This window comes from Tardiphaga sp. 215_C5_N2_1 (assembly GCF_052076055.1).
GTDB classification, from domain to species: Bacteria; Pseudomonadota; Alphaproteobacteria; order Rhizobiales; family Xanthobacteraceae; genus Tardiphaga; species Tardiphaga robiniae.
Genome location: NZ_CP197240.1, coordinates 4,847,114 through 4,870,386, shown reverse-complemented (window position 1 = coordinate 4,870,386; position 23,273 = coordinate 4,847,114). Strand labels below are relative to the sequence as shown.

Below are 23,273 nucleotides of genomic sequence, written 5' to 3'. Positions count from 1 at the left end.
GAAGTCTCAACTCGCAGCGCTGCCCGGTCAGGCCGGCGCTCACGAAGGGAAAACGGCGATGACGGTAATGACATGGACCGACGATCGCGTCGAACAGTTGAAGAAACTCTGGGAAGGCGGCCTTTCCGCCAGCCAGATCGCTGCGGAACTCGGTAACGTGACCCGCAACGCCGTGATCGGCAAGGTTCACCGCCTTGGCCTGTCCGGCCGTGCCAAGAGCCCCTCCTCGGCAGCTCCGCGGCAGCGCAAGGCGCGCCCGGCGCAGCAGATGGTACGCGTTGCCCGCCCGATGGCACGCGGCAATACCGCGCTGGCCCATAATTACGAGATCGAGGCCGAGCCCGACCCGATCGCCTATGACAACATCGTGCCGATCAGCCAGCGCCTGTCGCTGGTCGAACTCAACGAAGCCACCTGCCATTGGCCGATCGGCGATCCGTCGAGCGCGGACTTCTATTTCTGCGGCGGCAAGGCCCTGGCCGGCGCCCCCTATTGCGCGCATCACTCGCGCATCGCCTATCAGCCGGCAAGCGACCGCCGCCGCGCGGTGCCGAAGCCGACGCGCTGAGCTGGAAGATATCCAAGCCAAAGAAAATGCCCGGTGATGAGCCGGGCATTTTTTTGTTTGGGGCTTCTAACCTCTCCCCGCAGGCGGAGAGGTCGACGTCCGCATGCGAAGCATGAGGGCGTCGGGTGAGGGGCGCGCTCCACAGACTCCGAAGCCGATGGAGAGTCCCCCTCATCCGACCCGGCGTCGCTGCGCTATGCCGGGCCACCTTCTCCCCGCAGGCGGGGAGAAGGAAGACACCTACTCCGCCGCCTTGTCGAACCGGTCGTCCAGCGCGTAGCCGGCACCGCGCACGGTGCGGATCGGATCGGGCTCGCCGGCGGGATTGAGCAGCTTGCGCAGGCGGCCGATATGCACGTCGACCGTGCGCTCGTCGATATAGATGTCGCGGCCCCAGACGCTGTCGAGCAACTGCTCGCGGCTGAACACGCGGCCCGGATGTTCCAGGAAGAACTCCAGCAGGCGATATTCGGTCGGACCGAGATCGATCGGACGGCTTGAGCGCACGACGCGGCGCTTGTCGCGGTCGAGTTCGATGTCGCCAAACGCCAGGACGGTGGCGAGACGCTCGGGAGCTGCACGACGGAGCAGACCCTTCACGCGGGCCAGGAGCTCCGGCACGGAGAACGGCTTGACGATGTAGTCGTCGGCACCGGTGGCGAGACCGCGAACGCGCTCGCTCTCTTCGCCGCGCGCCGTCAGCATGATGATCGGCAATGCCTTGGTTTCGGGCCGTGCGCGCAAGCGGCGGCACAGTTCGATGCCGGACAGGCCCGGCAGCATCCAGTCGAGCACCACGAGATCCGGCACCCGCTCCTTCAAGCGGGTGTCGGCATCGTCGCCGCGAGCGACGGTTTCAACATCATAGCCTTCGGCGTCGAGGTTGTAGCGAAGCAGCGTCGTTAGCGCCTCTTCATCTTCCACAACCAGAATGCGTGCATTCACAGCCATCTTGATCAATACCCTCAGTGACGTCCGACAAGTCTTTAAATCATGATCCTTGCGGAAGACTGGCTTCCACTTTTCCTGATCATGCTTCAGACCGTCGGCGTATTCGCGAATGTGGTCATGTCGCCCTTCGGGCGCTTGTCGAGGATCTGCTGGCCCTCGATCATGTAGAACACGGTTTCCGCAATATTGGTGGCATGGTCACCGATCCGCTCGATGTTCTTGGCGCAGAACATCAGGTGGATACAGAACGAAATATTACGCGGGTCTTCCATCATATAGGTCAGGAGTTCGCGGAACAGCGAGGTGCAGATCGCGTCGATTTCCTCGTCGCCCTTCCACACCGTCATCGCAGCGGGCAGATCGTGTGCGGCATAGGCGTCGAGCACAGCCTTGACCTGGGTGGTCACGAGGTCGGTCATGTGCTCGAGGCCGCGGATCAGCTTCAGCGGATGGAAGTCGCTGTCGAGTGCATTGACGCGCTTGCCGATATTCTTGGAAAGATCGCCGATGCGTTCCAGATCGGTGGCGACGCGCAGCGCGCCGACGATCTCGCGCAAATCGACAGCCATCGGCTGGCGCTTGGCGATGGTCAGCACGGCGCGCTCTTCGATCGTGCGCTGCAACTGGTCGATCTCGGAGTCAGTGGCGACGACGCGCGCACCGAGCGCGACGTCCCGGCGGATCAGCGCATCGACGGATTCGACGATCTGCCGTTCCGCAAGGCCACCCATCTCGGCGACGAGACGGGTCAGCTCCTGCAGATCGTCATCGAAAGCCTTGGTGGTGTGTTCAAAAGCCATCTCAAATTCCTCCCGCGAATATGTCGCGTCAGCCGAAGCGGCCGGTGATGTAATCCTGGGTGCGGCGGTCGGTCGGCGACGTGAAGATCTTGTTGGTCTGATCGAACTCGATCAACTCGCCGAGATACATGAAGGCCGTGCTGTCGGAGACGCGGGCAGCCTGCTGCATGTTATGGGTCACGATCGCGATCGTGTACTGATCCTTCAACTCATCGATCAGCTCCTCGATCTTCGCGGTCGAGATCGGATCCAGCGCCGAGCACGGCTCGTCGAACAGGATCACCTCCGGCCGCACCGCGATGGTGCGCGCGATGCACAGACGCTGCTGCTGACCGCCCGACAGGCTGAGGCCCGACGCGTTGAGCTTGTCCTTGACCTCATTCCAGAGTGCACCGCCGCGCAGCGCCCTCTCGACGCGCACGTCCATCTCCGACTTTGAGATCTTTTCGTAGAGGCGGATACCGAAGGCGATGTTTTCGTAAATCGTCATCGGGAACGGGGTCGGCTTCTGGAACACCATGCCGACGCGGGCACGCAGCAGGTTGAGATCCAACTTCGGATCCAGAATGTTCTGGTTGTCCAGCATGAGCTGACCTTCGGCGCGCTGGCCGGGATACAGATCATACATGCGGTTGAAGATGCGCAGCAGCGTAGACTTGCCGCAGCCCGACGGGCCGATGAATGCGGTTACGCGGTTCGCCATCAGCGTCAGGTTGATCTTCTTCAGGGCGTGGTGTTCGCCATAGTAGAAGTTCAGGTCGCGCACGGTGACCTTGGGACGGGTCTCGCCCTGCAGGGCCGACGGTGGCGGCATCGAGACGGAAGGAACGCCAGACGACACAGAAAGCTCACTCATTTTGCTGTCCTCTCGGCGCCGAGAATGCGCGCGCCAATGTTAAGGGCAAGTACGGTCAAGGTGATGATCAGGGCACCGCTCCAGGCGAGCTGCTTCCAGTACTCGTAGGGGCTCTGCACGAAGTTGTTGATGGTCACCGGCAGGTTGGCCATCGTCTTGGTGAGATCGAGGCTGAAGAACTGGTTGCTCAGCGCGGTGAACAGCAGCGGCGCCGTTTCACCGGCGACACGCGCGGTCGCCAGCAGCACGCCGGTGATGAGACCGGCGCGGGCTGCACGATAAGCAATCCGCTTGATGACCAGGGAGCGCGGCAGGCCGAGCGCCGAGGCCGCTTCACGCAGCGGGTTCGGCACGAGACCAAGCATATCTTCAGTGGTGCGAACCACGACGGGGATCACGATCACGGCGAGCGCAAGCGAACCGGCGAGAGCCGAGAAGCCGCCCATCGGAACCACCACCGCACCATAAACGAACAGGCCGATGATGATGGACGGGGCCGACAGCAACACGTCGTTGATGAAGCGGATCACCGAGGTGAGTTTGTCGTGCTTGCCGTATTCTGCGAGATATGTGCCGGCAAACAGGCCGAGCGGCGCGCCGATGCCGACGCCGATGACGGTCATGATGATCGAACCGACGATGGCATTGAGCAGGCCGCCTTCCATGGAGCCGGGCGGCGGCGTGTTCTGGGTAAAGATCTGCAGGCTGATGCCGGCGATACCATTGTAGAACAGCGTGAACAGGATCAGCGCGAGCCAGGTGACGCCAAAGAGAGCGGCACCCATGCAGAGCCCGCGGATGACCATGTCGTTGCGGCGGCGTGAAGCATAAATCGGGTTCATATTAGTTGCCCGCCTTCTTTTCCAGACGCAGCAGCATCAGACGCGCTGCCGAGAGCACGAAGAATGTCAGCACGAACAGCAGGAGACCGAGCAGGATCAGACCCGATTGATGCAGACCGTCGCTCTCCGCGAACTCGCTGGCGATCGCTGCCGAGATCGTGGTGCCCGGGCCAAAGATCGAGCCTGTGATACGGAACGAGTTGCCGATGATGAAGGTCACCGCCATCGTTTCACCGAGCGCACGGCCGAGCGCCAGCATGACGCCGCCGATCACACCAACGCGGGTATAGGGGATGACGACGTTGCGGACGACTTCCCAGGTGGTGCAGCCGACGCCGTAGGCAGCTTCCTTGAGCACCGGCGGCACCGTCTTGAACACATCGACCGAGATCGAGGTGATGAAGGGCAGCACCATGATGGCGAGGATCAGCGACGCGTTGAACAGCGAGAGATAGGACGGCGGGCCGGCGAAGATCACGCCGAGGACCGGGACGCCTTCGAAGGCGTTGATCATGAATGGCTGCACGTGGTTGGCCAGGAACGGGCCGAGCACGAAGAAGCCCCACATGCCGTAGATGATCGAAGGAATACCGGCGAGAAGCTCAACCGCCATGCCGATCGGGCGGCGCAGCCAGTTCGGGCACAGTTCGGTGAGGAAGATCGCGATGCCGATGCCGACCGGGATGGCGATCGCCATCGCGATCACCGAGGTGATCAGCGTGCCGTAGATCGGGCCGAGCGCTCCCAGCACCGGCGGATCAGCCGACGGTGCCCAGCGCTGCGTCGTGAGGAACGAGAAGCCGAATTCGCGGAGCGCCGGCCACGCACCAACAATGAGCGACAGAATGATGCCGCCGAGAATAAACAAAACGGACAGCGCCGAGATGCGGGTGATCCAATAAAACGCCTGGTCCCCGGTCTTGAAGGCATTCAAAGCCTTCGCACGATCATAAGGTCCGGCAGCGTCCATCGAAGAGCTCTGTACGGCCATGTCTGCCACGCCAGTCCCCTGTAATTGTTACAATACCCCAAAACGCGTTGCCCTGGAGGGGCTTGTCAGGGGGCTAAGTCAGAAGAGAAGAAGAGAGAAATTCAGCCCTGCAGCAAACGGAGGAGAGATGCCCCTCTCCTCCGCCCACACACCGGATCAGCTCTTGATGTCAGCCGACCAGGTCTTTTCGATCAGTTTGACGACGGGTTCCGGCATCGGAATGTAATCGAGCTCTTCAGCCATCTTGGCGCCCTTCTCGAACGACCACTTGAAGAACTTGATCGCTTCAGCCGAGGCCGCCTTGTCGGTCGGGGTCTTGTGCATCAGGATGAAGGTCGCGGCAGTGATCGGCCACGAGGTTTCGCCCGGCTGGTCGGTCAGGATGACGTAGTAGCCAGGAGCCTTGGCCCAATCGGCGTTCGACGCAGCAGCCTGGAAAGCCGCGACGGTCGGCTGCACGGTCTTGCCAGCCTTGTTGACCATGCCGGTATAGGTCAGCTTGTTCTGCTTGGCGTAAGCATATTCAACATAACCGATGGCATTCTTGGTCTGGCCGACGTTGCCAGCGACGCCTTCGTTGCCCTTGGCGCCAACGCCAACCGGCCACTCGACGGCGGTACCGGTGCCGACCTTGGTCTTCCAGTCAGCCGAGGCCTTGGACAGATAGTCGGTGAAGTTGAAGGTGGTGCCCGAACCGTCCGAACGACGAACGACGGTGATGGCAGCCGACGGCAGCTTCAGCTTCGGGTTCAGCTTGGCGATGGCAGCATCGTCCCATTTGGTGACCTTGCCGAGATAGATGTCGCCGAGCACTTCGCCGGAGAGAACCAGCTCGCCCGAGGCGATGCCTTCGAGATTCACGACGGGAACGATCGCGCCCATCACCATCGGCCACTGAACCAGGCCGTCCTTCTCGAGCTGCTCAGCCTTGAGCGGCGCGTCGGTGGCGCCGAAGGTCACGGTCTTGGCCTGGATCTGCTTGATGCCGGCGCCCGAACCAATCGACTGGTAGTTCAAACCATTGCCAGTCTCTTTCTTGTAGGCGTCGGCCCACTTCGAATAGACCGGGAACGGGAAGGTTGCGCCGGCACCCGTGATGTCGGCGGCAAATGCCGAGGTCGAGGCGGCAACAAGGCCGGCAGCGACGATCGCTTTGAGGAATTTCATGGGATGTCTCCAATCTCGTGAGCGACCGCGCCGGATGCGCCAGTTGTGCTCACGCCGCCCGTTTAGGGGTGGTCGATTGTGCTTTTATGATAGTTCCGTGACACTTGGATGACGGCACCAAGCATCTGTAAATGCTTTGTTTTTCTGCCTCCGCGGATAATTTTACCGTGCAAATGACATCGAAAATGCCCTGCCATAAGGGTCATGCCAAGCCGTCAAAATCCGCCGTCACAGGGGTTAACAATATGTTTCAGCAGGCGGAATCCGGCCTCGCGCGCATGCGCGCGTATGACAGCGGCGGGTACGATATTGAGGGGGATCGGACGCCATGTCGCACCACGCGCCAGCGCTTTTTTGACTGTCTGAGCGAGGCGCAGGCATACGAGACCGCCCGAGGGCGGTCGCTATGGGCGCAGGAGAACGAAGGGAGTTAAGGCGTCAGGACGCCGCGGAGGCGGGAGGCGCCGGCGGCGTCTTCACCTGCGGAAAGGCGGCGGTAAAAGTCGCGCCGTTCTTCGGCACGCTTTCGATCAGCAGCCGGCCGCGATGCCGGTTCAGGATGTGCTTCACCAGCGAGAGGCCGAGGCCCGTACCGCCCTGTGCGCGGCTGTCGCCGACATCGACCCGGTAGAAACGCTCGGTCAGGCGCGGCAGATGCTCGGGGGCGATGCCCGGGCCATAGTCCCGCACGGCGACGCGGATTTCCGGCACACCCTCCGAGGTCGACTCCGTGGTCAACGATACGTCCACCTTGCCACCGGATGCGCCGTATTTCAGCGCGTTCTCGATCAGGTTCTCGAACAGCCGAAGCAATTCCTCGCGATCGCCAGCGATGGACACCGGCGTCTCCGGCAGCGCCATTTCGATCCTGACGTTGCGCTCATTGGCCAGCGGCTCCAGCCCATCGCCGACCTGACGGATAATGGGGAGAATATCCACCAGCGTATCCGGCCGCACATGCGCCGACAGTTCGACGCGCGACAGCGACAGCAGATCGTCGATCAGCCGTGCCATGCGGGTCGCCTGCGCATGCATGATGCCGAGAAAGCGCTCGCGCGCCTTGGCGTCGTCCTTGGCAGGTCCCTGCAGCGTATCGATGAAGCCGGACAGCGCCGCCAGCGGCGTGCGCAGCTCGTGGCTGGCATTGGCAACGAAATCGGCACGCATTTCCTCGACACGGCGTAGCGGCGTCTGGTCGTGGAACGTCATCAGCATGCAGGTATCGGTGCCGCCAAAGGCGGTCGGAACCGGCACCGGCGTGATCATCAATTCCATCCAGCGATCGACCGGAACGTGGTCGAGATAGGTGGCGCGGCGCGGCTCGGTGGTGGCGATGGACTCGCGCAAGGCGGTGATAATCTCCGGCGAGCGCAGCGCGAATTGCGCCAGTTCGTTCTTGCGCAACGCGGGCGCGAGCTGCGCCGCTGCGGCATTGAGATGGATGACGCGGCCGGCACGGTCGAGCAGCACGGCGGGATCGGGAATGCCGGCGATGATGGCGCGCACCGCAGGCGCCTCGACAGGATTGGCGGCCAGCGCCTCGTCGCGCGCCGTCACCACGTCATGCAGCCGCCACGGCACCAGCGCCGCGCCGGCGATACAGACGAACACGATGCCCGCGCGAACAGGCGACAACTCGCCGAAAAACACCAATGCGGCCAGCGCCAGGCCGGCGGCCAGCAGGATGATCGCCGAATGCCGCAGCCGGTCCGGCCACGGCGAAAACATGGTCGATGGAGAAGCTTCAATGGCCATCTGAACCGAATCTCTTCCTGCTGCGAATGCGAACGTATGTCAGGCGCCGGAGCGACCATGTTCCTTGAGCGGGTGGCCGACGCCGGGCTTGGCGTCCGCCGCGACCGCCTGCAGCTTCTTCGATCGCGAACCGATAATAAGCTCGCGAAGCGTCAGTAACATGACTGATATAAAGAACGGCGCGAGGTAATAAAGCACCCTGAACAGCAGCATGCCAGCCAGCAGCTTTTCCTGATCCATCATTTCGAGGCCAACCAGCATGGCGGCGTCGAACACGCCAAGACCGCCGGGCGAATGGCTGGCGAAACCCAGCAAGGTGGCCGAGACGAATACCACCGCCACCACGACGAAACCGACGTCAGGCTCGGCAGGCACCAGCATGTACATCGCGAGCGCGCAGAAACCGAGATCGATGATGCCGATGGTGATCTGCAGCAAGGTCAGCGGACCGCCAGGCAGTACCACCGACCAGGGGCCACGGCCGACGCTGCGCGGCTTCATCCAGACCCAGACCACATAGCCGACGAGGCCGGCCAGGATGATATAGGCCAGGATGCGGTTCATCCATGGCGGCACCTGGTTGATCGCGCTGGCCGCCTCCGGGTGATAGGCGATGCCCATGCCGAGCACCGCGAGATTGCCGAGCCAGAAGGTCAGGCCGGCGAGAAAGACGATCTTGGCGACATCGACGGCGCTGAGATCCCAGGCCGAATAGATGCGATAGCGCACCGCGCCGCCGGTGAAGACGCTGGCGCCGACATTGTGGCCGATCGAATAGCTGGTGAAGGCCGCCAGCGCGTTGATCCGGTACGGCACGTCGCGGCGGCCGATCGTGCGCACCGCGAACCAGTCATAGAATGTCAGGGTGAAATAGCCGGCGGCGACCGACAGCGCCGACAGCATGATCAGCCGCGGCTCGGTCTCCGTCATCGCCCGGAAAACGGCGGCAGCGTCGATGTTGCGCAGCTTGTGATACAGCATGTAGCAGGCGATGCCGATCACCGCGACGCTGATCAAGACACCGAGCTTGTGCAGGATTTGCTTCTCGCGCAGAAACGAGATCGCCCTGCGTATTGCTTCCAGCATCTCAACCTCGAATGCGATCCCCTGACCAGAGAGATCTGGACCAGGAAGTCAGACTAGCCTCGGCGGAACCGCCACATCAGTTGTCTCCGGCACAACCGTCGTAGCGCGTTTTGCGGCAAAGTGGAATTCGCCGACTGTGAATAAAAACAAGCCACATCAGTATATTAGGTCAGTCCTAACAAACCACCAGCCTCTCGGGCGCATTCGCTGCGGCAAAATGCCGACGTCGTGACGCGTCTCACGTGACAATGAGGCTTTCGTGACCTCATGCCGCCGATTTGGCGGCGAGACGTTGAAAAAGACGGCAGCGGCATGCACCACAGTCCTCAGGTCGCGCGAGCCTGCTGCCGGGTCACCACGATGTCGCGCAGCCATGATCCGATGGCGCAGCCCACGAGATAGAAGCCGACCAATGCGAGGCCGAGATCGAGCCAGTAGCCGAAGCGGCCGGGCACGACCTTGGCAATCGCGATGCCGACGATGACCGCGGCGATCACCGACAGACGCTGGATCCAGACCCGCGACACCGGACGCCCCCGATAGACCACGGCGATCCAGCCTATGCAGAAGCCGATCAGGAACGCCCCGAGCAGCCAGCCCCAGTGAAACATCGCAAGATAAGTCATGGCGCTTGCCTCACGACGAATTCGATCCGGCGATTCTGCAGCTTGCCTTCGTCGGTATCGTTGGTGGCGATGGGTTGGGTGCTACCGTAGCCGATGGTGGAGAAACGGTCCGCCGGCAGACCGGCCTTCACGAGATATTCTTCGACGGCAAGCGCGCGCTTTTCCGAGAGCGACTGGTTGAACGCTGCGTCGCCATCGCCGTCGGTGTGACCGGCGATCTCGACCCGGACATTGGGACAACGCATGGCGATTTCCACGAGGCGATCGAGCAAGCCCGCGGAATCCACATTGATGCTGGCGCTGGACGTCTCGAACCGGATGCGACCCTTGGTCAGATTCTGCGCGAAGAGCTGCTGGCACACGCTGGCATCGACCGGCGCCGCGGCGGGCTTCACCGAGACTTCGGCTTTGGCCTGCCAACCCTGCGGGAGCTCGCGCGCCAGGCTTGCGCGTATCTGGTCGGCGGCCACTTCGTAGAGCGCGTCACCTGACAGCTTCACCTCGCGGTCGGACACCACCAGGGTCCCCGTCGACAGGCGTGAAAGCGCACCCAGCGCCGTCGTCACCGCGGCGGCAAAACCACCGGGCGCGCCGATGCTGGCCTTCAGGTTATCGACGATCTTCTCATTGCCGAACTTGCGTCCGGCAGCCGACGCCAGCGCGGCGTGAATGGTGTTGTCCGGGACATAGCCACTCAGCGTTAGCGTATTCGTCACCGGGTCCTTGTTGGCCTGGAACACATAGGGCGGCGCCTTGACGTCATTGGCCGCGACCGTGAAACCTTCCGGCAGATTCTTCAGCGCCGCCGCAATGGCTTCGCGGCCACCGAGGTCGCGCGCCATGCCGGAGAGGCTGATATTCGTATCCGAAATCACCGCCTTGCCCTCTTTCAGCTTGGCGACCTGATCGAGCAACAGCACGGCTGCGGCATCGAACCGCGGCGGCGCGCCGCGCTTCAGACCCATGCGGTCGGAGACCTCGGTTCCGCTGAGTGCGGCGCGGGCCGCTTCCACGATGCGCGCCTTGCTGGCCGGCAATGGCGCGGTCCCCCACAGCGTGACGCGGACATTGTCGCGCTCCGCGACCCAGACGAACGGCTTGGCTTCCGCGACGAGACGGGTTTCGTCATTGACCAGGCGAACGCCAGGCGTGGCCTCGACCGACGAGACCGCACTGCGGCGACCATCTTCGGAAAATGCTTCGGCAGAAAACGAGACGTCACGCCCGGCAACCGTGATCTGGCTCTTGTCGAGGATCGTGTTTTTCAGCGCCTCAGTGCTGCGCGCCGTTAAATCCGTTTCAAGCGGAATCGTGCTAACCCAGGCAGCAACCGCCCAAAGGATGGCAAGCGGGATGAGCCCGGGCCACCATTTGGCACTCCACCTGTAAAATCCGTGCATTCGACGTCCTGCGGGTCTGGAAACAGAGAGAAAACAAACCCTTGCGGGACTGTCAAATTGAAATCAAGGCAAACCTCTGGCGTCGCCGCGGGTATTCGAATAACGCTTTGTTCAATCGTTTCTGATCATTTCCGTGGGTAGCATCAATTGCTCGGTCATACGATGAAGCAGATTCGCAACACGATTATTCGTGCCGGGCTGGATGCGCTGTATTTCAGTGGCGCCCACCGCGTGTTGCGACCGATCTTCGGCGGCGTGGGCACCATTTTCATGCTGCACCATGTGCGCCCTGCGCATGCCGGTCCGTTCCAGCCCAACCGTCACCTCGAGATCACGCCGGATTTCCTGCGCGCCACCCTCGCTTATCTGCGCGCGACCGACGTCGATATCGTGACCCCCGATGAAGTGCAGCGGCGGTTGACGGAGCGGGATTTCTCGCGCCGCTTCGCCTGTTTCACCTGCGACGACGGCTATCGCGACAACCGCGACCATGCATTGCCCGCGATGCGGGATTTCGACGCTCCCTTCACGGTCTATGTCACCAGCGACTTCGCCTCCGGCACAGGCCGGCTGTGGTGGGTGGCGCTGGAGCGCGTCGTTGCCAGGGCCGATGCGATCGAGGCCCCGATCGACGGACAGATGGTGCGCCTGGACACATCGACTCTCGCCGGCAAGGACATGGCGTTCGACCGCCTGCATGGCTGGCTGCGCGGATTGCCGGAAGAAGCGGATATCCGCCGCGAGGTCAGCGCACTCTGCGCCGCGCATGGCATCGACGAAGATGCGGTCAGCCGTGAGCTGTGCATGTCGTGGGACGAACTCAAACCTTTCGCCGCCGATCCGCTGGTGACCATCGGCGCGCATACCGTCAGCCACTGCAATCTCGCCAAGCAGACCGAAGCGATGGTCGTGCATGAGCTGTCAGCCAGCCGCACCGATATCGAAAACGTTCTGCAGCGCCCGGCCGTGCATCTTGCCTATCCCTATGGCGACCGCTGCGCCGCGGGCACACGGGAATTCGCACTGGCGAAAAACGCCGGCTTCGAGACAGCCGTGACGACGCGCCCCGGCGTGATCGCCTCGGACAACTTCTCGCAGCTCACAGCGCTGCCGCGGGTCTCGCTGAACGGCAACTATCAGGACACCCGCTATCTGCCGGTGCTGACCTCCGGCGCGGCCACCGCTATGTGGAACGGCTTCCAGCGCGGCGGCGTCGGATAGTCCGAGCATGCACTGCAGGCGAACTGCAGCCTTGCTGGAGTCTTGCGCCCCGTACCGGATCAGACCGGCTTTTGCGGCAGATCGGCATCCGGCGGAAAGTACACGCCCGACATCGGATCGACCCAGCACAGATGCTCGTTGACGCGGGTTACGCCAGCCACATTTTCAGCAGCCACGACAATCGCCCGACGGACATTCTCGTCCGTGATGAAGCCGTCGATGTCCACGACACCATCCTTCACCCGGACGTCGAGGCCGAATGGTGTCCATTCGTTATGCCTGAGCACAGCGACGATGCGACGGCGGATCAACGCATCACTCGACCCGACATCGGAGACATCGTGCATGACATCGGCGATGGCTTCGACGAAATTCTGCCGGCTGACGATACCCACGAGCTTGTCGCCCTGCACCACCGGCACGCGCTTGATGTGATACTTCTCCATCACGTCGACGATATCGGCCAGACCGGTCTCCTCGGTCACCGTGCGGACCTCGCGGGTCATGATCTCGTGCACCTTGCGGCCGGCTTCGCGGACATAATCGATGGCCTGCAGGCTGGGGCCACGCACGAATTCGAGCCAGCGCGGACGCCTGCGCTGCGTGCCGACCTCATGCCGACGCAGGAAGTCCCGCTCGGTCACAATGCCGACCAGCTTGCCGGCCGCATCCACCACAGGCAATCCGCTGACGTGATAGTCGATCATCAGCCGCGCAGCTTCGCTGATCGACGCGTCTGGCGACACGGTGACGAGCTTGCGGGTCATAATTTGATGAGCTCTCATGACACTCTCCCATTGGGTTGAGGTCCGTTTGCTGGACGAACCAACGCGAGAAGCCTACGCCGGCCGCCGGTTCGGGCCTTGATCTGGGTCAACTGCAGCAGCGCTTGTTGACTCGCCTTGCTGGCCGCCGCACACAATCGGCCCAACGACAAAACAAGCGGGAGGCGTCATGTTCACCAATCTGTTTTCGCTCGATGGCCGCATTGCACTCGTCACCGGCGGCTCGCGCGGCATCGGCAAGATGATCGCAGCAGGATTTCTCAACCAGGGCGCGGCGAAGGTCTACATCACCGCGCGCAAGGCCGGGCCGTGCGAAGCGACCGCAAAAGAACTCTCCGCGCAATATGCCGGCGAATGCATCGCGCTGCCGATCGACATCTCGACCATGGCCGGCATCGAGATGCTGGCTGCCGAAATCAAGAAGCGCGAACCCAAGCTCGACATCCTCGTCAACAATGCGGGTGCTGCCTGGGGCGCGGACTTCGATGAATTTCCAGAGAGCGGCTGGGACAAGGTGATGACGCTGAACGTCAAGACACCGTTCTTTCTGACCAAGGCGCTGGCCGGGCCGCTGCGCGCAGCAGCCAGCGCGGACAAGCCCGCCAAAGTCATCAATATCGCTTCCATCGACGGCATCTTCGTCAATCCGATGGAGACCTATTCCTATGCGGCGAGCAAATCCGGCCTGATCCACCTGACGCGGCGGATGGCCGTCAAACTGATCCAGGATCACGTCGTCGTCACGGCCATCGCGCCGGGCCCGTTCCAGTCCGACATGAACAAGGCTGCACGCGACAATGCCGATGAAGTGGCGACCCGCGTCCCCGCCGGCCGGATCGGCACCGACGAGGACATGGCGGGCGCCGCGATCTATCTCGCTTCGCGCGCCGGCGATTACGTGGTCGGCGCGACCATCGCGGTGGACGGTGGCATCGTCTATGCGAATCCTGGCATCAAGGGCGACGGCTGGGATTGAGGTCACGCACGCCACGTCATTGCGGCCCTCGGGCTGCAATGACGCGCGATCGCTGCCGATCTATCAGCCTCGGCTATAAACTAAGCAATTAACCAGCCTATGGCCTGCGAACGACATTTAGGCCGCAAAGCTATTCTGAGATAACCATCTGATTTATATAAATATAATCTCCTGACCTATTCCATCGTCGCAGTTGTACACAATGGCACGCTGCTTGCTTTGTTAACCTCTGAGACATCCATGCCTCGGGGAGTACACGGCAATGGCGGACTCACTGCATACAACGACGGTCCTTGCAGAACCCGGCCCGATCGCGGTCGACTGGGGCACGACAGCGCTCGTCATCATCGACATGCAGCGCGATTTCATGGAGCCCGGCGGCTTCGGCGAGACGCTCGGCAACGACGTGTCGCAACTCGCCAGCGCCGTCGCCCCGATCGGCGCGGTCCTGAAAGCGGCGCGCGAAACCGGGATGATGGTGGTGCACACCCGTGAGGGGCACCTGCCCGATCTCTCCGACGCACCGCCCGCCAAGATCGAACGCGGCGCGCCGTCACTGCGGATCGGCGATCCCGGTCCGATGGGACGCATCCTCATTCGCGGCGAGGCCGGTCACGACATCATTCCCACGCTCTATCCGGTCGAAGGCGAGATCGTCATCGACAAGCCCGGCAAGGGCGCATTCTACGCCACGACGCTCGGCGCCGATCTCAAGGCGCGCGACATCGACACGCTGCTGGTCTGCGGTGTCACCACGGAGGTCTGCGTCAACACCACCGTGCGCGAAGCCAATGACCGCGGCTATCGCTGCATCGTCATTTCTGACGGCTGCGCGTCCTACTTTCCTGAATTCCACGAGATGGGCCTGAAGATGATCAAGGCCCAGGGCGGCATCTTCGGTTGGGTCGCCTCATCCGCCGCAATCCTTGAAGCAATGACACTTTCTGAAAATGCACCGGAGACTTCCAACAAACTTGCAGCAGGAGCATCACGATGAGCACGACCGCGGGGACGTTTTCTAAAGATTCTGCCGGCAAATCCGACTTCAAGCCCGCTCTATGGACGCCGGGCGACTGGAATGCGTTTTTCGGCTTCGGCACCAATATCCTCGTCAACATGCTGGTGCTGACCGGCCTGCTGCGCTTCGTGCTGAAGATGCCCGACAATATCGTGTTCGGACGCATCCTGCCGGCCATGGGCCTGATGATGTGCCTGTCGACGATGTACTACGCCTGGCTCGCCTACAAACTGGCGCAGAAGACCGGCCGCAGCGATGTCTGCGCGCTGCCCTCGGGCATCAGCGTGCCGCATATGTTCATCGTCACCTTCGTGATCATGCTGCCGATCTCGATCACCACAGGCGATCCCATCAAGGGCTGGGAAGCCGGCCTCGTCTGGGTGTTCTTCCAGAGCTTCATCCTGATGATCGGCGGCTTCATCGCGCCCTGGATCCGCAAGGTGACACCGCGCGCCGCGCTCTTGGGCACGCTGGCCGGCGTCTCCATCGCTTTCATCGCGATGCGCCCGGCGCTGGAAATGTTCATGACGCCGGTGATCGGCCTCACATGTTTTGCCATCATCATGCTGAGCTGGTTCGGCGGCTATAAATATCCCAAGGGGATTCCGGCTGGCCTCGTCGCGATCGGCGTCGGCATGGTGATCGCTTGGGGCTCCAATCTGTTTGGCGTCGGAATCGGCGGCGTCAGCGTCGCCGGCGTCAAGGCGGCCTTCACCAATTTCGGCTTCTCGGTGCCACTCCCGGCTTTCGATCACGTGTTCTCAGGATTCCAGTTCCTCGGCATCATCCTGGTCACCGCCATTCCCTATGGCATCTACGATCTGGTCGAGGCGATGGACAATGTCGAAAGCGCGGAAGCTGCCGGGGACGAATATCCGACCACCCGCGTGCTGACCGCCGACGGCGTCGTCTCGCTGATCGGCTGCCTGATGGGCAACCCCTTCATCAACGCGGTCTATATCGGCCATCCCGGCTGGAAGGCGATGGGCGGCCGGATCGGCTACTCGGCAGCGACCGGCCTGATGGTGATCGTGTTGTCATGGTTCGGCGTCATCTCACTGATGCTGGCCGTTATCCCTGTGGTCGCGATCTCACCAATCCTGCTCTATATCGGCATGCTGATCTGTGCGCAGGCGTTCGAGACCACGCCACGCGAACACGCGCCGGCCATCGCACTCGCGCTGACGCCGCATCTTGCGGCCTGGGCCACGGTGCTGCTGTCGGGCGCACTCGGGGCCGCCGGCATGAATTTCGGCGCGATCCATTCGCCTGAATTCATCGCCAAGATGGGACAGAACGGCGTGCTGTTCCACGGCCTCGAAGTCATGGGCGGCGGCTCGATCCTGGTCGGCCTGGTGCTCGGCGCCATTGCGGTTTTCGTCATCGAGCGCAAATTCCTCAATGCATCGGCCTTCGCTCTGGCCGGTGCGGTCCTGACCTATTTCGGCTTCATGCATGGCGAGGCGATCGGGATCGGCGGCGGATTGGGGGTGACGCCCGGCGTCGCTCTCGCTTATGCTCTTGTTGCAGCCGGGCTCTTTGCCGCGGACAAGTTCGGCGCAACCAGCCTGTCTTCTGTCCCGCAATCGGAGCCGCCACTTGCCGTGCCTGCTGAATAACATCGTCTCAACCTGCGGGTGGCACACCCGTGCCATCCGCAGCAGGTTCGCATCGTGAGTGAGTCCGTTCCCGAAACGATCGCCGCCATCGTCGCCGCGCATCGCGCCGGCACCGTCACGCCGGCACAGACAGTCGCCCGCAGCTATCAGCGAATCCGCGACCGCGGTGACACCGCCATCTTCATCACGCTCCGCGTTGAGGCCGAGGCGATTGCCGAAGCCGAGGCGCTCGCTGCGAAGGATCCTGCAACGCTGCCGCTCTATGGCGTGCCGGTCGGCGTGAAGGACAATATTGACGTCGCCGGTCTGCCGACCACCGCGGCCTGCCCCGCCTTCGCTTACAACGCGACACGCGATGCCAGCGCCGTGGCACGGCTGCGCGCAGCGGGCGCGATCATCATCGGCAAGACCAATCTCGACCAGTTCGCGACGGGTCTGGTCGGCGTGCGCTCGCCCTATGGCATTCCCAAGAACGCGATCCGCGACGATCTCGTGCCCGGCGGATCGAGCTCCGGCTCTGCCGTTGCAGTGTCCGCGGGACTCGTGCCGCTGACGCTGGGGACAGACACTGCCGGCTCCGGCCGCGTGCCCGCCATGCTCAACAATATCGTGGGCCTCAAGCCCAGCCTCGGCCTGATCCCGACCGCCGGCGTCGTGCCGGCCTGCCGCACGCTGGATTGCGTGTCGATCTTCACGCTGACGGTGGACGATGCTGTTGCCGCGCTCGATGTGATGGGCGGCTATGACGCGCATGATCCCTATTCGCGCAAGCGCGTGCCGGGTTCGGTCACGGACTTTCCGAAGGGCCTCAAGCTCGGCGTGCCGCGCAATGGCCAGCTGATCTTCTTTGGCGACAAGGCCTCGGAGAAAGCCTATGCGGACGCGCTCAAGCGCTGGACCTCGCTCGGCGCGACGCTGGTCGAGTTCGACCTCGAGCCGTTCTACGAGACCGCGCGGCTGCTTTACGACGGACCATGGGTCGCCGAACGCCTGCTGGTGATCCGCGACCTGCTGGCGTCTGCGCCGGGTGCAATTCATCCGGTGACGCGCGAGATCACCATCGCCGGTGCACGCCAGAGCGCGACCGATACGTTTGCGGCCCTGTACAAGTTGCAGGAGCTGAAGCGTGTCGCAGAACAGGCTTTCACTGCTATCGACGCGCTGGTGCTGCCGACGGCGCCGACCGCCTATACGACGGCGCAGGTGCTCGCCAACCCCATCGAGCTCAATTCCCGGCTCGGCACCTATACCAATTTCGTCAACCTGCTCGACCTCTGCGGCCTCGCCATCCCCGCCGCCATGCGTGCCGACGGCATCCCGTTCGGCATCACGCTACTGGCGCCGGGCGGCGACGACGCCTTGCTGGCGAGCATCGGCCGCGTGTTTCACGCCGACACCAAATTGCCGGTTGGCGCCGGGGCCCTGCCGCCGCCGGCGCTGGCGCCGCTGTCCACTGAGTTGGCCGAAGGCGAGATCGCGATCGCCGTGGTCGGCGCGCATCTCTCCGGCATGGCGCTGAACGGCGAATTGACGACGCTGAACGGTCGCTTGCTGAAAGCCACGACGACGGCGCCGGACTACAAGTTCTATGCGCTCAACGGCACGACGCCGGCGAAGCCCGGCCTGCTGCGCGTCGCGGAGGGGACGGGTGCGGAAATCGCCGTCGAAGTCTGGGCGCTGTCGGCAGAGGCTTTCGGCAAATTCGTTGCATCGCTTCCGCAGCCGATGTCGATCGGCACGCTGACGCTGTCCGACGGATCGAGCGTCAAGGGCTTCCTCGTGGAAGCCAAGGCGACGGAAGGCGCGCGGGACATCTCGTCGTTTGGCGGATGGCGGGCCTATATGGCAGACGCAAAATAATACGCCGTCATGGCCGGGCTTGTCCCGGCCATCTACGTCTTGCTTTGCGGCAAAGACGTGGATGCCCGGCACAAGGCCGGGCATGACGCAGTTATAGTTGCGGGCATCGCGTTTACGCCGCGCGGATATTCCCCATGAACCGGTCCAGCTCGGCCCGCAGCCGCGCGCTCTCGCTCGACAGGGTCTGCGCCGAATTCAGCACCTGAGCCGATGCAGCGCCGGTTTCGGTCGCACCGCGATTCACATCGACGATATCGCCGGCGACCTGCTGGGTGCCGTGGGCAACGCGCTGAACGTTCTGCGCGATTTCGCGCGTGGCAGCGCCCTGTTGCTCGACGGCGCTGGCGATCTCCGAGGCAATGCCGGAAATCTCGCCTATGGTGTTGCCGATCTGCTTGATCGCCGACACCGACTCCTGCGTCGCACTCTGCATACCCGCGATCTGAGTCGAGATTTCCTCGGTCGCCTTGGCGGTCTGGCTGGCCAGCGACTTCACTTCGGACGCCACAACCGCGAAGCCGCGGCCGGCATCTCCGGCACGCGCAGCCTCGATGGTCGCATTGAGCGCCAGAAGGTTGGTCTGTTCGGCAATCGCCGTGATGAGATCGACGACGTCGCCGATGCGCTGCGCTGCGCGCGACAACTCGCCGATGCGGGCATCGGTCTGCTGCGCTTGCACGACCGCACTGTCGGCGATCTTGCTGGAGGTCTGCACCTGGCGGCCGATTTCATTGACCGACAGCGAGAGCTCCTCGGTCGCGGTCGCCACTGACTGCATGTTCGAGGAGGCCTGATCCGATGCGCCGGCGACGCGGCTCGACAATCCCTCGGTGGTCTCGGCGGTGCGCGTCAGCGTGCCCGCTGCGGTTTCCAGCTGCCCGGCCGATGCCGATACGTTCGAGACGATCGCGCCCACGGCGGCCTCGAAATCGTCGGCAAAGCGGATGAGTTCGGCACGGCGCGCCGCACCGGCTTCGCGGCTTTGCTCTTCCTGCGTAGCGGCATCCCGCTCGGCCTTCGCGATGGCCTGTACCTTGAACTCTTCCACGGCGGACGCCATGTCGCCGAGTTCGTCGCGGCGGCCAAGACCTGGCAACACGACCTCGAAGTCGCCGGCTGCGAGCTTGCGCATCGCTGCGCACATCGCAATCATCGGACCGGCAATGCTGCGGCCCAGCAGCAGCGCAAGGATGGCACCGACGATGAAGCCGCCAACGCCCAGCACCATCACCTGGCGCTCGGTATCGTGGATCGTGGTGTCGGATTCGGTTTCGAGACGCTGCTGATCGGACAGCAGATCCCCCTTCATCGCCGTCGACAGCTTGGTGATCGCTCCCGCCGTCTCTGACATTTCCTGAACGAGACCGTCGACCTTCTTGGTGTTCTCAACGAACTTGACGAAAGCATCAGCGTAGAGCTTCGTCTCCGCGGTGATCTCCTTCACCTTGTTGTTGATCTTGTCGTCATTGGCATAGATCGTCGCAAACGAGTTCTGCAGGAACTTGATGCGGGCCGTTGCGGCATTCGAGGTCTTGTCCTCGGCCTTGCCGATATAGGTGTTCACGAGCGACGTCGCGGTGATGAACTGGGTGGTGATTTCCTTGACCTGATCCTGCACGGAAGCAAGGCCGGCCATGGTCGCGGTGTCGCCGAGATCATCGATCTTGTTACGCAGCATCAGGCTGGTGCGCGACAACTGGGTCGAGGCGATGGCGTCGTTCTGTCCCTTGACGGTGAGGATGTCGGCGAACACCTTGGTGAACGTAATGAATTCGCGGGACAGTTTGGTGATCTTGTCGAGCCGCGCGGAGTCCTTGGTCACCTTCATCGACTGGTCGATGGCGTCCTTCAGACTTGTTTCCGCAGCCTTCGCTGCCTTGGCGTCCACTTCATTGCTGGTGAGGACGTAATAGCGCGTCAGCGCCTGATAGGAGGTCAGTTCGCGGTCGATATTGCGGGCCAGACCGGACTCCGCAACGCTGGTGCGATACGACACCACGCCGGCCGAGATGCGCTCGAAGCCGACATAAGCGAGCACCATGCTGAGCGCGGAGATGGCGAGCACGGCCGCAAAGCCCAGCGTCACCTTGGCGCGGAACCTGAGGGCAGGAAACTTAAAAGAAGCCGGCTTCTTCCGGACAAGCGTCGTCGTTGCCACGTGGGGCCCCCGTTCATCACTCCCAACATCCCGGTCATCGCGTGCAAGCACACGCAAAGCCGATGCCCAAACCTACGGCACATTGGCTAAGGACGAGTAAACGGATACCGGAACTTCTGGAGGTTGCGCGGCAGGCGAACAGGACTGTCATTCCGGGGCGGGCCGACGCCGTAGGCGGCGGGACCGAACCCGGAATCTCGACATGTTGTGCAAAGCAGCTCAAGATCCCGAGCCCATGCCGGCCCGCTACGCGGTCCGTCCTGTCCCGGAATGACGAGCCAACTACGCCGCCATCGCGGGCGGGGTGAGCGACTGCCAGTTGTTGGCGAGCTGCAGCTTGGGCTCGGTGAGCGCCTGCAACTGCTCTAGAGTCATGCCCTCGACCATCTCGCGCACGAACAGGCCCTGCTCCGTGACGTCAATGACCGCCAGGTTGGTGTAGATGCGCTTGACGCAGCCCGGTGCCGTGAGCGGCAGCCGGCACTTCTTGAGGATACGCGGCTTACCGGCCTTGTCGGTATGATCCATGATCACCCGGATTTCCTTGGCACCGACCGCGAGATCCATCGCGCCGCCGACTCCCGGCGGAAAGGATGGATCTTCCGTGGTCCAGTTGGCGAGATCGCCGGCTTCAGAGACCTCAAAGGCGCCGAGCAGGCTGACATCGAGATGCTTGCCGCGGATCATCAGGAACGCGTCGGCGTGGTGCATGAACACGCCGCCCTTGATCAGGGTCGTGTAGTTCTTACCGGCATCGATCAGGTTCTCGTCCTCGGTGCCGGGCTCCGGCTTCGGACCGAGACCGAGAATGCCGTTCTCGCTGTGGAAGATCACCTCGCGGCCATCGGGCACATAGCTCGCCGCCCGCGTCGGCATGCCGATGCCGAGATTGACATAGGCGCCTTCCTGCAGGTCCTGCGCGGCGCGCCAGGCCATCTGGTCGCGATTGAGCGGCTTGTATGTTGCGGTCTTATCAGACGACGTCATGCCTTTGCTCCCACTACCACCACACGATCGATGAAAATGCTCGGTGTCACCACCGCTACCGGATCGAGACTGCCGAGTTCAACCATTTCATTGACCTGCACGACGCTGAGATCGGCAGCCATGGCCATGATCGGATTGAAGTTACGCGCCGACTGGTCATAGACGAGGTTGCCCCAGCGATCCGCCTTCTTGGCGCGCAGCAGTGCAATGTCGCCCTTCAGCGGCTTCTCGAACACATACAGCACGCCGTCGATCTCGCGGGTCTCCTTGCCCTCGGCGAGCTTGGTATGCGCCGTCACAGGCGAGAAGAAGCCACCAAGTCCCGCGGCATGCGCATGCATGCGTTCGCTGATGATGCCCTGCGGCACCAGTTCGAGTTCCAGCGTCTTGGCACGATAGGCATTCAGGAAAGCGCTGTAGTCGCCGGAGCGCGGATAGGAGCAGATCACCTTGGCTACGCGACCGGAATTGATCAGCCGGGCCAAACCAGTGTCGCCATTGCCGGCATTGTTGTGGACGATGGTGAGATTTGTCGCACCCTGCTCGTGCAACGCCTCCAGCAGATCATCGGCAATGCCGACAGTACCGAACCCGGCCACCAGGACGACTGCCCCGTCCTTCACCCCAGCCACGGCCTCGGCCGCGCTGGCTACGCTCTTATCGATCACTCCCGAAAACTCCTCGTCGCGGAATTGTTATTGTCCGCAATCGCTTGCGGCATTTATTGCGCCGCGACTAGAGCATTGCAGCCTGCAGATATGAAGGCGCAAATTTGCAGGAGGGATACGCGCGTTGCTTACTTCCCCTCTCCCCTTGCGGGAGAGGGTGCCTGATCGAAGCGAAGGCGGGAGAGGGGTAACAGCAACGCACAGTGCTCGTGGCACCCTCTCCCGTCTCGACCGCTTACGCGGTCGATCCACCCTCTCCCGCGGCGCGCGGCTTCGCCGCGCTGGGGGAGAGGGGAAGAACCACCCCACCAAATTCCCAGTTGCAAACTTTCCGGACCGCGCTTCTAATTGGAATAATTAAAAAATACCGGGAGGTCTGCGTGTCCACAGTGAAACTGACGGTCAATGGCAAATCTGTCTCTGCCACGGTCGAAGACAGAACCCTTCTCGTCCACCTGCTCCGCGAAAATCTCAACCTGACCGGGACCCATGTGGGCTGCGATACCAGCCAGTGCGGCGCCTGCATCGTGCATATCGACGGCAAGGCCGTGAAATCCTGCACCACGCTGGTCGGTCAGATCGACGGCGCCAATGTCACCACCATTGAAGGCATTGCCAAGGGCGACCAGCTGCATCCGATGCAGGCGGCGTTCCGCGACAATCACGGCCTGCAATGCGGCTACTGCACGCCGGGCATGATCATGTCGGCGATCGACATCGTGAATCGCCACGCGGGCGATCTCGATGAAGAGACGGTGCGCCACGAGCTCGAAGGCAATATCTGCCGCTGCACCGGCTACCACAACATCGTCAAATCGGTGCTCGACGCCGCCGGACGCATGAAGGTTGCGCAAGCGGCTGAATGAGCCGCGGCGCATTGATCTGAGCTGAGCCAACCGCGCCTTTCGATGGAAAGCGCGGACAATCAAAAACTCCGGC

At 62.7% G+C, this 23,273-nt stretch carries 21 protein-coding genes; 7 read left to right on the top strand and 14 right to left on the bottom strand.

Annotated features, from left to right (window positions below; genetic code table 11):
• Positions 1-58: 58 nt before the first annotated feature.
• A complete protein-coding gene (locus AB7828_RS23155; RefSeq protein ID WP_068737968.1) occupies positions 59-568 on the top strand; it encodes a GcrA family cell cycle regulator in 510 nt (169 codons plus the stop codon).
• Between the two features lie 240 nt (positions 569-808).
• Here AB7828_RS23155 and phoB read toward each other — a convergent pair whose 3' ends face one another.
• From phoB to AB7828_RS23105, 10 genes are all read right to left on the bottom strand, one after another.
• On the bottom strand, positions 809-1,513 hold the full coding sequence (gene phoB / locus AB7828_RS23150; protein WP_068737970.1) for a phosphate regulon transcriptional regulator PhoB: 705 nt from the start codon (positions 1,511-1,513) through the stop codon (positions 809-811).
• Between the two features lie 92 nt (positions 1,514-1,605).
• Positions 1,606-2,319 carry a phosphate signaling complex protein PhoU gene (phoU, locus tag AB7828_RS23145; protein ID WP_089266763.1) on the bottom strand — a complete coding sequence of 238 codons (714 nt, stop codon included), beginning with the start codon at positions 2,317-2,319 and terminating at the stop codon, positions 1,606-1,608.
• Positions 2,320-2,347: 28 nt separating this feature from the next.
• Positions 2,348-3,175, bottom strand: a complete 828-nt coding sequence (gene pstB / locus AB7828_RS23140) for a phosphate ABC transporter ATP-binding protein PstB (RefSeq protein WP_315840220.1) — start codon at positions 3,173-3,175, stop codon at positions 2,348-2,350.
• Positions 3,172-4,017, bottom strand: a complete 846-nt coding sequence (pstA, locus tag AB7828_RS23135; RefSeq protein ID WP_441231261.1) for a phosphate ABC transporter permease PstA — start codon at positions 4,015-4,017, stop codon at positions 3,172-3,174. Before pstA ends, pstB begins: the two co-directional genes overlap by 4 nt.
• 1 nt (position 4,018) lies before the next feature.
• Positions 4,019-5,017, bottom strand: coding sequence for a phosphate ABC transporter permease subunit PstC (pstC, locus tag AB7828_RS23130; RefSeq protein WP_086937148.1), 999 nt, complete (start codon positions 5,015-5,017; stop codon positions 4,019-4,021).
• 147 nt (positions 5,018-5,164) lie between these two features.
• On the bottom strand, positions 5,165-6,175 hold the full coding sequence (gene pstS / locus AB7828_RS23125) for a phosphate ABC transporter substrate-binding protein PstS (protein WP_089266760.1): 1,011 nt from the start codon (positions 6,173-6,175) through the stop codon (positions 5,165-5,167).
• Between the two features lie 438 nt (positions 6,176-6,613).
• Positions 6,614-7,930: an ATP-binding protein gene (locus AB7828_RS23120; RefSeq protein WP_439079031.1), complete on the bottom strand. Its 1,317-nt coding sequence runs from the start codon at positions 7,928-7,930 to the stop codon at positions 6,614-6,616.
• Positions 7,931-7,969: 39 nt separating this feature from the next.
• The gene (locus AB7828_RS23115; protein WP_089266758.1) at positions 7,970-9,016 is read right to left on the bottom strand and encodes a lysylphosphatidylglycerol synthase domain-containing protein; all 1,047 of its coding nucleotides are present in this window, start codon (positions 9,014-9,016) and stop codon (positions 7,970-7,972) included.
• Positions 9,017-9,342: 326 nt separating this feature from the next.
• Positions 9,343-9,642 (bottom strand): hypothetical protein, encoded by a 300-nt coding sequence (locus AB7828_RS23110; RefSeq protein WP_441231260.1) that lies wholly within the window; start codon positions 9,640-9,642, stop codon positions 9,343-9,345.
• The gene (locus AB7828_RS23105) at positions 9,639-11,042 is read right to left on the bottom strand and encodes an OmpA family protein (protein ID WP_441231259.1); all 1,404 of its coding nucleotides are present in this window, start codon (positions 11,040-11,042) and stop codon (positions 9,639-9,641) included. Before AB7828_RS23105 ends, AB7828_RS23110 begins: the two co-directional genes overlap by 4 nt.
• Positions 11,043-11,204: 162 nt before the next feature.
• On the opposite strand from AB7828_RS23105, the gene AB7828_RS23100 reads away from it, so the two are divergent.
• A complete protein-coding gene (locus tag AB7828_RS23100) occupies positions 11,205-12,263 on the top strand; it encodes a polysaccharide deacetylase family protein (protein WP_441231258.1) in 1,059 nt (352 codons plus the stop codon).
• A 59-nt stretch (positions 12,264-12,322) separates the two neighbouring features.
• On the opposite strand, the gene AB7828_RS23095 is transcribed toward AB7828_RS23100, so the two are convergent.
• Positions 12,323-13,048, bottom strand: coding sequence for a CBS domain-containing protein (locus AB7828_RS23095; protein ID WP_441231257.1), 726 nt, complete (start codon positions 13,046-13,048; stop codon positions 12,323-12,325).
• A 169-nt stretch (positions 13,049-13,217) separates the two neighbouring features.
• Between AB7828_RS23095 and AB7828_RS23090 the strand changes: the two genes are divergently transcribed.
• The 4 genes from AB7828_RS23090 (at position 13,218) to atzF (ending at position 18,521) form a co-directional block, all read left to right on the top strand.
• Positions 13,218-14,024, top strand: coding sequence for an SDR family oxidoreductase (locus AB7828_RS23090; RefSeq protein ID WP_441231256.1), 807 nt, complete (start codon positions 13,218-13,220; stop codon positions 14,022-14,024).
• Between the two features lie 262 nt (positions 14,025-14,286).
• Complete coding sequence (locus AB7828_RS23085) at positions 14,287-15,021, top strand: cysteine hydrolase family protein (protein WP_441231255.1); 735 nt, start codon at positions 14,287-14,289, stop codon at positions 15,019-15,021.
• Entirely contained in the window at positions 15,018-16,661 is a 1,644-nt protein-coding gene (locus tag AB7828_RS23080) for a regulator (RefSeq protein WP_184512929.1), read from the top strand. The genes AB7828_RS23085 and AB7828_RS23080 overlap by 4 nt, the downstream gene beginning before the upstream one ends.
• Before the next feature lie 54 nt (positions 16,662-16,715).
• Positions 16,716-18,521, top strand: coding sequence for an allophanate hydrolase (gene atzF, locus AB7828_RS23075; RefSeq protein ID WP_441231254.1), 1,806 nt, complete (start codon positions 16,716-16,718; stop codon positions 18,519-18,521).
• A 112-nt stretch (positions 18,522-18,633) separates the two neighbouring features.
• Here the strand turns inward: atzF and AB7828_RS23070 are convergent, their stop codons facing one another.
• The 3 genes from AB7828_RS23070 to AB7828_RS23060 all read right to left on the bottom strand — a co-directional run bounded on the left by AB7828_RS23070 (position 18,634) and on the right by AB7828_RS23060 (position 22,331).
• The gene (locus AB7828_RS23070; RefSeq protein WP_441231253.1) at positions 18,634-20,679 is read right to left on the bottom strand and encodes a methyl-accepting chemotaxis protein; all 2,046 of its coding nucleotides are present in this window, start codon (positions 20,677-20,679) and stop codon (positions 18,634-18,636) included.
• Between the two features lie 282 nt (positions 20,680-20,961).
• On the bottom strand, positions 20,962-21,666 hold the full coding sequence (locus tag AB7828_RS23065) for a 3-oxoacid CoA-transferase subunit B (RefSeq protein ID WP_210185319.1): 705 nt from the start codon (positions 21,664-21,666) through the stop codon (positions 20,962-20,964).
• Positions 21,663-22,331, bottom strand: coding sequence for a 3-oxoacid CoA-transferase subunit A (locus AB7828_RS23060; protein WP_441232301.1), 669 nt, complete (start codon positions 22,329-22,331; stop codon positions 21,663-21,665). Before AB7828_RS23060 ends, AB7828_RS23065 begins: the two co-directional genes overlap by 4 nt.
• Before the next feature lie 383 nt (positions 22,332-22,714).
• Between AB7828_RS23060 and AB7828_RS23055 the strand changes: the two genes are divergently transcribed.
• The gene (locus AB7828_RS23055) at positions 22,715-23,200 is read left to right on the top strand and encodes a (2Fe-2S)-binding protein (RefSeq protein WP_068737631.1); all 486 of its coding nucleotides are present in this window, start codon (positions 22,715-22,717) and stop codon (positions 23,198-23,200) included.
• Positions 23,201-23,273 lie beyond the last annotated feature (73 nt).

Coding starts and splice junctions, on each gene's coding strand:
- AB7828_RS23155 (WP_068737968.1), top strand. CDS start 59: ATGACGGTAATGACATGGACCGACGATCGCGTCGAACAGTTGAAGAAA.
- phoU (WP_089266763.1), bottom strand. CDS start 2,319: ATGGCTTTTGAACACACCACCAAGGCTTTCGATGACGATCTGCAGGAG.
- pstB (WP_315840220.1), bottom strand. CDS start 3,175: ATGAGTGAGCTTTCTGTGTCGTCTGGCGTTCCTTCCGTCTCGATGCCG.
- pstA (WP_441231261.1), bottom strand. CDS start 4,017: ATGAACCCGATTTATGCTTCACGCCGCCGCAACGACATGGTCATCCGC.
- pstS (WP_089266760.1), bottom strand. CDS start 6,175: ATGAAATTCCTCAAAGCGATCGTCGCTGCCGGCCTTGTTGCCGCCTCG.
- AB7828_RS23120 (WP_439079031.1), bottom strand. CDS start 7,930: ATGGCCATTGAAGCTTCTCCATCGACCATGTTTTCGCCGTGGCCGGAC.
- AB7828_RS23115 (WP_089266758.1), bottom strand. CDS start 9,016: ATGCTGGAAGCAATACGCAGGGCGATCTCGTTTCTGCGCGAGAAGCAA.
- AB7828_RS23110 (WP_441231260.1), bottom strand. CDS start 9,642: ATGACTTATCTTGCGATGTTTCACTGGGGCTGGCTGCTCGGGGCGTTC.
- AB7828_RS23105 (WP_441231259.1), bottom strand. CDS start 11,042: ATGCACGGATTTTACAGGTGGAGTGCCAAATGGTGGCCCGGGCTCATC.
- AB7828_RS23100 (WP_441231258.1), top strand. CDS start 11,205: ATGAAGCAGATTCGCAACACGATTATTCGTGCCGGGCTGGATGCGCTG.
- AB7828_RS23095 (WP_441231257.1), bottom strand. CDS start 13,048: ATGAGAGCTCATCAAATTATGACCCGCAAGCTCGTCACCGTGTCGCCA.
- AB7828_RS23090 (WP_441231256.1), top strand. CDS start 13,218: ATGTTCACCAATCTGTTTTCGCTCGATGGCCGCATTGCACTCGTCACC.
- AB7828_RS23085 (WP_441231255.1), top strand. CDS start 14,287: ATGGCGGACTCACTGCATACAACGACGGTCCTTGCAGAACCCGGCCCG.
- AB7828_RS23080 (WP_184512929.1), top strand. CDS start 15,018: ATGAGCACGACCGCGGGGACGTTTTCTAAAGATTCTGCCGGCAAATCC.
- AB7828_RS23065 (WP_210185319.1), bottom strand. CDS start 21,666: ATGACGTCGTCTGATAAGACCGCAACATACAAGCCGCTCAATCGCGAC.